Genomic DNA, 7,017 nt, shown 5'->3' with positions numbered 1-7,017 from the left:
CGAACCTGCGATAGGTAGCGGGTCGAAGGAAGATGTATCTGCCGACACGCTCGATCAGCCTGTCGGCACGATCGAACCCGATCCGGCGGCCGACCGCGTACCAGACCAGACAGCCGGCGAACGAGCCAAGCGTCGTCACCATCAGCAGGATCGCCAGCGTCGCAGCGTCCGGCGCCGCTGTCATGCCGAGGAACAACAGCAGCACATGCGATGGCGGAACCGGCAGTATCTTCTCGGTGAAGGCGAGGCAGAAGACACCGAACAGGCCAAGACCGAGAACGGCCGAGAGCGGCCCGGTCACGCGAAGCGCCAATCGTAGGTCTGGACCCCTTTGATGCGGGTAACGCGGTAGACCGTCGCCGGCGGGAAATTGCGGAAGGTATGGCCGACCCGGGTGACTTCGAGATCGAGCCGGTCGAGCAGCGACTGGTCGAACGGGCAGCGCCGGCCGAGCGTGAATTGATAGAGCGCCCCGCCAGGACGGAGATTGGCGAAGACGCCTTCCAGAATGGCCAAGGTCTTGCGCGGCGAAATCAGCCGGAAGGGCAGCCCGCTGACGGCGGCGCCGACCACCGGCGCGGGGAACAGCGAGAGATGGCGCAGGCCGACCGCATCCATTTCGAAGATCCGGGCCGAGGGAAAGCGGCGCTTTAGCAGCGAGGCGAAATCCGGATCGGATTCGATCAGCGTCAGGTTTTCTTCCCTCACGCCACGCGCCAGCAGTGCCCGGGTGAACGGGCCGGTTCCAGGCCCGAGTTCCAGAACCGAGCCAGTCTCGGGCCCGATGTCGCGCGTCATCAATGTCGCCAGGCTGGAGCTGGAGGGCGTGACGGAGCCGATCCGGAACGGCGCCACGGTCCACGCCATGAGAAACGACAAAGCATCATTTGCAGACATAGCCAACCTCAATACTGGGCCGCGGCGCTCCGGCGGATCGGCGCGGCCATTGGAATTTTCTCGACTTCGGCGTCGGACCCGGAATCGGTTCCATGTTCGGGTCCGGCGCCTTTGGGGCCAGTATGCTGGCGGTTGCATACCGACCGGGGCTGTTTGGCGCGGCTGGATTGCATAGACATTGCGCAGTATGACGGCTGCGCAGAAAAGACTTTCGGCGGCTGATCGCTACGTTTTGCCATGTTTGCGCAATCTTGGCGCTGTAGCGCGGCTTGGCGGAGAGCCGCCAAAAAGGAACTTTAAATGCGTATCTTGCTGGTCGAAGACGAGCCTGAAATGGTCTCGGCGCTGCGCGCCGCGTTGAAGCGTCACGATATGGTGGTCGATCACGCCGGCTCACTGCTCGAGGCCGAGGGCTTCGTTGCCGCCGACAGTTACGACGCCATCCTGCTCGACCGCCAGTTGCCCGACGGCGACGGCCTGTCGCTGGTGCCGACGTTGCGTTCCCGGAAGAACACCACACCCGTGCTGATGCTGACGGCGAAAGGCGACATTTCGGACAAGGTCGACGGGCTGGACCGGGGCGCGGACGACTACCTGGCAAAGCCTTTCGCCTTCGAGGAATTGCTTGCCCGGCTACGCGCGCTGCTGCGGCGTCCGGCACCGATGCAGTCGCAGTTCATCCGCGCCGGGCATCTCGTGCTCGATGTCGGACATCGCGAGGCGTCGATCGGCGGCGAGCCGCTCAGCCTGCCGCGCCGCGAACTCCTGGTGCTGGAAGCGCTGATGCGGCGCACCGGCCGCATGGTGCAGCGCGAGGCATTGATGGAGGCCGTGTTCGGCCTCGACGACGAGATCCAATCCAACGCGCTCGATACCCATGTCTCGCGCCTGCGCCGCAAGCTCGCCGAAGCCGATGCCGGGGTGACGATCAACGGCATCCGGGGCGTCGGCTATCTCCTGCGTGAAACGACGTGAGCACCAAGCGATGAGCCTCAGGCGCCCGCGTTCGTTGAAATGGAGCCTGGTGCTGCGCATCGCCTTGCTGCAATGCGCGATGCTGACGCTGATCATCGTCGGCATTCTCGGGGCGATGCTCGCCACCGGTGTCATCCCGCACGACTATGAGGACGGCACGATGGACGTGCTGGCGGACGCGGTGGCGCGCGATACCGGCGGCAAGCTTGTCCTCAATGAAACCCCGGATCTGAAGAAGCTGCGATCCGGTGTTCCCGATCTCTGGTTCATCATCCGCGACAAGCAGGGACAGCGGCTGCAGGAGGGCGCGGTGCCGGCCATCTTCCAGCCTTTCGTCGGCCTGCTCGACAACATCAGCGACGCCCGCATCGACCACGCGATCGGGGAAGCGGCGCCGCCGGAAGGCAAGATCCGCTGGACCGACACGGCGGCCGGCAACGTGCAGATCTTCAGCGACACCAAGGGCGGGCTTTCGCTGCTGCGCTTGTTGGGGCAGGCGCCGCAATTCTTCCTGCAAGGCATATTGCCGCTGGCCGGGTTGATGGCGCTGGCGACGCTGTTCGCGACGCCCTGGGTGGTGCGCGGGGCGCTTTCAGGCCTCGGCCATGCCGCCGCCGAGGCCGAGCGCATCGATATCGACCAGCGCGGTGTGCAATTGCCGCTGAAGGACGTGCCCAAGGAAGTCACGCCGCTGGTCAACGCGGTCAATGCCGCGCTGGCACGTCTGGACAAGGGTTATGAGCGTCACAAACGCTTCCTGACCGACGCCGCCCATGAGCTCAGAACACCGGTCGCCATCCTCAACACCCGCCTTGCCTCGCTGCCGGCGACGCCCGAGCGCGCGCGGCTGCTGCAGGACGCGGCCAGGCTTTCGACGCTGACCGATCAGCTGCTCGACCTGCAGCGCCTCGACCGGCAGTCCTCATCCTTCGAGACTGTAGACCTCGTGGCGATCGCGCGCGGCGTCATCGTCGACCTTGCGCCGATGGCTTTCTCGGCCGGATACGAAATGGCGTTCGAGCCGGAACAGGAGACCGTCAAGGCCATCGGCGACCGCACGTCGATCGAGCGCGCCGTCACCAATCTGGTCCAGAACGCGATCGAGCATGGCGGCCGCACCGGCAAGATCACGCTGCGGGTCGCCCGCCCGGCCACAATCGAGGTCCGCGACGAAGGTGACGGCGTGCCGCCGGCCGAACGGGAACGCATCTTCGAACCCTTCTACCGGTTGCGGCCGCTGGACCACGGCGCGGGGCTTGGCCTCAACCTGGTGCAGGAGATCATGCATCTGCATGGCGGGCGCATCGAGATTCTCGACGGCAACCCGACCGGCGCCTGCTTCTGCCTGATCTTCCGCACGGTGTAGCGCCCCGGCCCCGGCAGGTTGAGCCCCTTTTCAGCCAATCCTTGACTGCGGCGCTTATCGTAACTAAATAAGTTACATGAAACGCAACAGCCGACTTTCCTCCACCTTGCACATTCTCGTCCACATGGCAGAGAAGCCCGAACAGGCGCTGACTTCCGAGGAGCTCGCTACCTTCATCCACACCAATCCGGTGGTGGTGCGCCGCACCATCGCCGGCCTGCGCGACGCCGGCATCGTCACTTCATCACGCGGGCATGGCGGCGGCTGGCTGCTCGGGCGTGCGCCTGAAGCGATCTCGCTGGCCGAGATCAGCGCAGCACTCGGCGAGACCCTGCTGCCGTTCAGCACCGAGCCGGAAAGCCCGGGCTGCCTTGTCGAGCAGGCGGTGATCGCCGTGCTCGACGACTTCCGCGTGGCGGCGGAGAAACTTCTGGCGGAGAAGCTCAGCCGCATCACGCTGGCCGACCTGACCGCCGATTTCCGCCGCCGTTACGACCTCATTGGAGTTTCCAGTCATGCAGTATGATCTAGCCATCGTCGGCGGCAGCTTCGCCGGCCTGTCCGCCGCCATCCAGGCGGCGCGCGCACGCCGCAAGGTGCTGGTGATCGACGCCGGCCAGCCGCGCAACCGTTTCGCCGAACACTCGCACGGGTTTCTCGGCCAGGACGGGCGCACACCCGAAGCCATCCTCAATGATGCAAGACAGCAATTGCAGGCCTATCCGACGGCCAGGATCTTCAATGCGCGCGCCGATGGGGCCATCGCCAACAGCGGCAGCGATTTCGAAGTCACGACCGATGGCGGAGAGACATTCGGCGCCGCGCGGCTGGTCCTGGCGACGGGCGTGCGCGATATCCTGCCGGAGGTTCCCGGTCTTGCCGAGCAATGGGGCAGGACCGTGCTGCACTGCCCCTACTGCCATGGTTACGAGGTTTCCGGCGGGCCGCTGGGCGTGCTCGCGACAGGCCCGATGTCCATGCATCAGGCGCAGCTGATTTCCGATTGGGGCGACGTGACCCTGTTCGGCAACGGGCTGATCGAGCCTGAAGCCGAGGAGATGCTCGCCCTGGAGCGTAAAAACATCCAGTTCGAGCCCGCCACGGTCAGCGAACTGCGGGAAGACGGTTCCGGCGGGCTGATCGTGCAGCTCGACGGCGCAAGGCAGGCCGGAGTCAGGGCGATGTTCACCGCGCCGCGCAACACAATGGCGAGCCCGCTGGCAGAGCAGCTTGGCTGTGGCTTCACGGACGGCATGCTTGGCCCGGTGATAGCGGTCGACGACAGACAGCAGACGACGGTTCCCGGCGTCTATGCCGCCGGAGACGCGGCACGCGCCATGCACAACATCGCCTTTGCCGTGTCGGGTGGCGCCTTCGCGGGCGTGTGTGCGCACCAGTCCCTGGTCTTTGGCTAAGACCTGTTCGACTAGAACCGGATTTCGCCGCCGGCGATGCTGAGCCGGGCGCCGGCCTGCGAAAGCGCGGCGGCGATGTCGCGCGGCGGCGGCCGGTCGGTGGCCAGTTCTGAAAAGCTGTCGAAGCCGCAGACCTGGACCAGGCCCTGGCGGCCGAACTTGGAATGATCGGTGATGACAAGCGAGCGCTGGCCGCGCGACAGCACCATGCGGGCGAATTCGGCCTCTTCCAGATCGTAGTCCATCACGCCCGTCAGCGCATCGACGGCGCCGGTCGAGATGACAGCGTGGCTTACCGAAAAGCGGCTGACGAACTCGATGGCAGAAGCGCCGAAGGCGGCTCCGGAATCGCTGCGCAGTTCGCCACCGGCCATATAGACCTTGTTGCCGTTGATGGTGGCCAGCGTGCGGGCGATGTCGGACGAGTTGGTGACCACCGTCAGGCGCCGGTGGCCGAGCAGTTCCCGCGCCAGGAACGAGGTGGTGGTGCCGGTGTCGAGCATGATCGATTCGCCGTCGCGGATGGTGGCGGCGACCATGCGGGCAATGACCCGCTTGGCGTCGGCATTCTCCCGCATGCGCCGTTCGAACGGCGCCTCGCCGATCATCGACGGCAGCCCGATCGCGCCATGCATCTTGAGCACCGAGCCGTCGCTGGTAAGCGGCTTGACGTCGCGGCGCACGGTTTCGAGCGAAACGCCCAGCCGGTCAGCGAGGCTGGCGATGGTCACGGTGCCTTCCTCCTGCAACAGCCGCAGGATCTCGCCATGTCGTTTCGAATGGGTCATCGGGTTGCTTCCGGAGCAGATCACCGCACGTATTTGACCGCTTCTAAGGCAAAGCTACCATGAAACACAAGGAATCTCGCCACGAACCAGTCATAAAGGCAGAAAAAGCCACACAAATCCGTTGACAAGCGATGTCGCGCGGCATGACACTGGAAAGGTGTCAGGCACGGACTGCCACGGGAGAACGATGGCAGAGCCGCATCTGAATTTGCACGCCCAAGGGTCTGGAGACTGTCCGGCGCAGGGGCGAAAGGAATTTTCTGATCCGCGGGGGCGGAAGCCGGCCTCGAAGAGCCCGGCACATGGGGCTCGTCGGCGCGACGCGGGATACCGATCCGGCATGCCGCGCCGACGAGATCTTCACCAGGATGAATGTTCGTCGACACGGATCGCCTTCACGGCGCCGCCCCATCGATGTCATGTCTGGCAAGAGGCTGATCGACAGGGGACCGATCGATGACCGCAGAAGACCGCATCCGCAGCCTGCCCTGCTGGGCCGGCAGCATCGAGATCGCGCCGCTCCCCGGCGGCCTCAGCAACGCCAACTATGTGGTAACGGACACGGCCGGCAAACATGTCGTGCGTTTCGGCAAGGACTATCCGTTCCACCATGTCTTCCGCGAGCGCGAGGTGATGACCGCGCGCGCAGCGCATGCCGCCGGTTTCGCTCCAGCCGTCCACTATGCAGAACCCGGCATTCTGGTGACGGCCTTTCTCGGCGCCAGGACCTATCAGGCGCAGGACGTGCGCGCCAATCTCGGCCGCGTCGCGGCGCTGATGCGCAGCTTCCACCGGGACATGCCAAACCACATCTCCGGCGCCGGCTTCATGTTCTGGGTGTTCCACGTCATCCGCGACTATGCGCGCACGCTCGAGGAAGGCGGCAGCCGCAAGCGGAGTGACCTGCCGCGCTATCTGACGCTGGCGGACGAGCTGGAGCGGGCGCAGAAGCTCCTGCCGATCGTCTTCGGCCACAACGACCTGTTGCCGGCTAATATTCTCGACGACGGCAGCAAGCTCTGGCTGATCGATTTCGAATATGCCGGCTTCAACACGGCGATGTTCGACCTTGCCGGCGTGGCCTCGAACGCCGGCATGAGCGATGCGGAATCCTTTGCTTTCCTGACCGCCTATTTCATGAAGGAACCGGACGAGGCGATCCGCCGCTCGCACGCCGCCATGCAATGCGCCTCGCTGCTGCGCGAAGCCATGTGGAGCATGGTGTCCGAACTCTATCTCGACGCCCCTGGCATCGATTACGTCGCCTACACCGAGGAAAACCTGACGCGGCTCGATGCCGCCCTGGAAAATTACCGGACAAAATACGGGACCCCGAAATCATGACCTTGCCTGACCAGGCCGCGATCGTCGTCATCGGCGGCGGCATCATCGGCTGTTCGACAGCCTATCACCTGGCGCGCGACCACAAGGCCGACGTCGTGCTGCTGGAACAGGGCAAGCTGACCTCCGGCTCGACCTGGCACGCCGCTGGCCTGGTCGGGCAGTTGCGTTCGTCGGCCTCGATCACGCGCGTGCTCAAATACTCCGTCGACCTCTACAAGGGGCTGGAGGCCGA

Annotated in this window: 8 protein-coding genes and 1 pseudogene; 6 read left to right on the top strand and 3 right to left on the bottom strand. The window is 65.0% G+C overall.

Going from position 1 to position 7,017, the window contains the following annotated elements:
* A pseudogene (locus J0I79_RS02245) lies at positions 1 to 301 on the bottom strand (DedA family protein); the annotation flags it as partial.
* Positions 298 to 897, bottom strand: a complete 600-nt coding sequence (locus J0I79_RS02240; protein ID WP_292855065.1) for a methyltransferase domain-containing protein — start codon at positions 895 to 897, stop codon at positions 298 to 300. The pseudogene J0I79_RS02245 and the gene J0I79_RS02240, both read right to left, overlap by 4 nt.
* A gap of 300 nt (positions 898 to 1,197) precedes the next feature.
* Between J0I79_RS02240 and J0I79_RS02235 the strand changes: the two genes are divergently transcribed.
* From J0I79_RS02235 to J0I79_RS02220, 4 genes are all read left to right on the top strand, one after another.
* The gene (locus tag J0I79_RS02235) at positions 1,198 to 1,872 is read left to right on the top strand and encodes a response regulator transcription factor (RefSeq protein ID WP_292855063.1); all 675 of its coding nucleotides are present in this window, start codon (positions 1,198 to 1,200) and stop codon (positions 1,870 to 1,872) included.
* A gap of 10 nt (positions 1,873 to 1,882) precedes the next feature.
* Positions 1,883 to 3,238, top strand: coding sequence for a HAMP domain-containing sensor histidine kinase (locus tag J0I79_RS02230; protein ID WP_292855061.1), 1,356 nt, complete (start codon positions 1,883 to 1,885; stop codon positions 3,236 to 3,238).
* A 76-nt stretch (positions 3,239 to 3,314) separates the two neighbouring features.
* Positions 3,315 to 3,764: an Rrf2 family transcriptional regulator gene (locus J0I79_RS02225; protein WP_292855059.1), complete on the top strand. Its 450-nt coding sequence runs from the start codon at positions 3,315 to 3,317 to the stop codon at positions 3,762 to 3,764.
* Positions 3,754 to 4,653: an NAD(P)/FAD-dependent oxidoreductase gene (locus J0I79_RS02220; RefSeq protein ID WP_292855057.1), complete on the top strand. Its 900-nt coding sequence runs from the start codon at positions 3,754 to 3,756 to the stop codon at positions 4,651 to 4,653. The genes J0I79_RS02225 and J0I79_RS02220 overlap by 11 nt, the downstream gene beginning before the upstream one ends.
* Positions 4,654 to 4,664: 11 nt before the next feature.
* On the opposite strand, the gene J0I79_RS02215 is transcribed toward J0I79_RS02220, so the two are convergent.
* Entirely contained in the window at positions 4,665 to 5,441 is a 777-nt protein-coding gene (locus tag J0I79_RS02215; protein ID WP_292855055.1) for a DeoR/GlpR family DNA-binding transcription regulator, read from the bottom strand.
* Positions 5,442 to 5,897: 456 nt separating this feature from the next.
* Here J0I79_RS02215 and J0I79_RS02210 point away from each other — a divergent pair, with 456 nt between their 5' ends.
* Together J0I79_RS02210 and J0I79_RS02205 are read left to right on the top strand one after the other, a co-directional pair.
* Positions 5,898 to 6,785, top strand: coding sequence for a phosphotransferase family protein (locus tag J0I79_RS02210; protein ID WP_292855053.1), 888 nt, complete (start codon positions 5,898 to 5,900; stop codon positions 6,783 to 6,785).
* A partial coding sequence (locus J0I79_RS02205) for an FAD-dependent oxidoreductase (RefSeq protein WP_292855051.1) occupies positions 6,782 to 7,017 on the top strand: 236 nt, incomplete at its 3' end. The genes J0I79_RS02210 and J0I79_RS02205, both read left to right, overlap by 4 nt.

The organism is Mesorhizobium sp. (genome assembly GCF_017306585.1).
Lineage (GTDB): Bacteria > Pseudomonadota > Alphaproteobacteria > Rhizobiales > Rhizobiaceae > Mesorhizobium.
This window is presented reverse-complemented; position numbering and strand designations above follow the sequence as displayed.

Excerpts from the sequence above, each read along its gene's own strand:
- J0I79_RS02240 (WP_292855065.1), bottom strand. The coding sequence starts at position 897 with ATGTCTGCAAATGATGCTTTGTCGTTTCTCATGGCGTGGACCGTGGCG.
- J0I79_RS02235 (WP_292855063.1), top strand. The coding sequence starts at position 1,198 with ATGCGTATCTTGCTGGTCGAAGACGAGCCTGAAATGGTCTCGGCGCTG.
- J0I79_RS02230 (WP_292855061.1), top strand. The coding sequence starts at position 1,883 with ATGAGCCTCAGGCGCCCGCGTTCGTTGAAATGGAGCCTGGTGCTGCGC.
- J0I79_RS02225 (WP_292855059.1), top strand. The coding sequence starts at position 3,315 with ATGAAACGCAACAGCCGACTTTCCTCCACCTTGCACATTCTCGTCCAC.
- J0I79_RS02220 (WP_292855057.1), top strand. The coding sequence starts at position 3,754 with ATGCAGTATGATCTAGCCATCGTCGGCGGCAGCTTCGCCGGCCTGTCC.
- J0I79_RS02215 (WP_292855055.1), bottom strand. The coding sequence starts at position 5,441 with ATGACCCATTCGAAACGACATGGCGAGATCCTGCGGCTGTTGCAGGAG.
- J0I79_RS02210 (WP_292855053.1), top strand. The coding sequence starts at position 5,898 with ATGACCGCAGAAGACCGCATCCGCAGCCTGCCCTGCTGGGCCGGCAGC.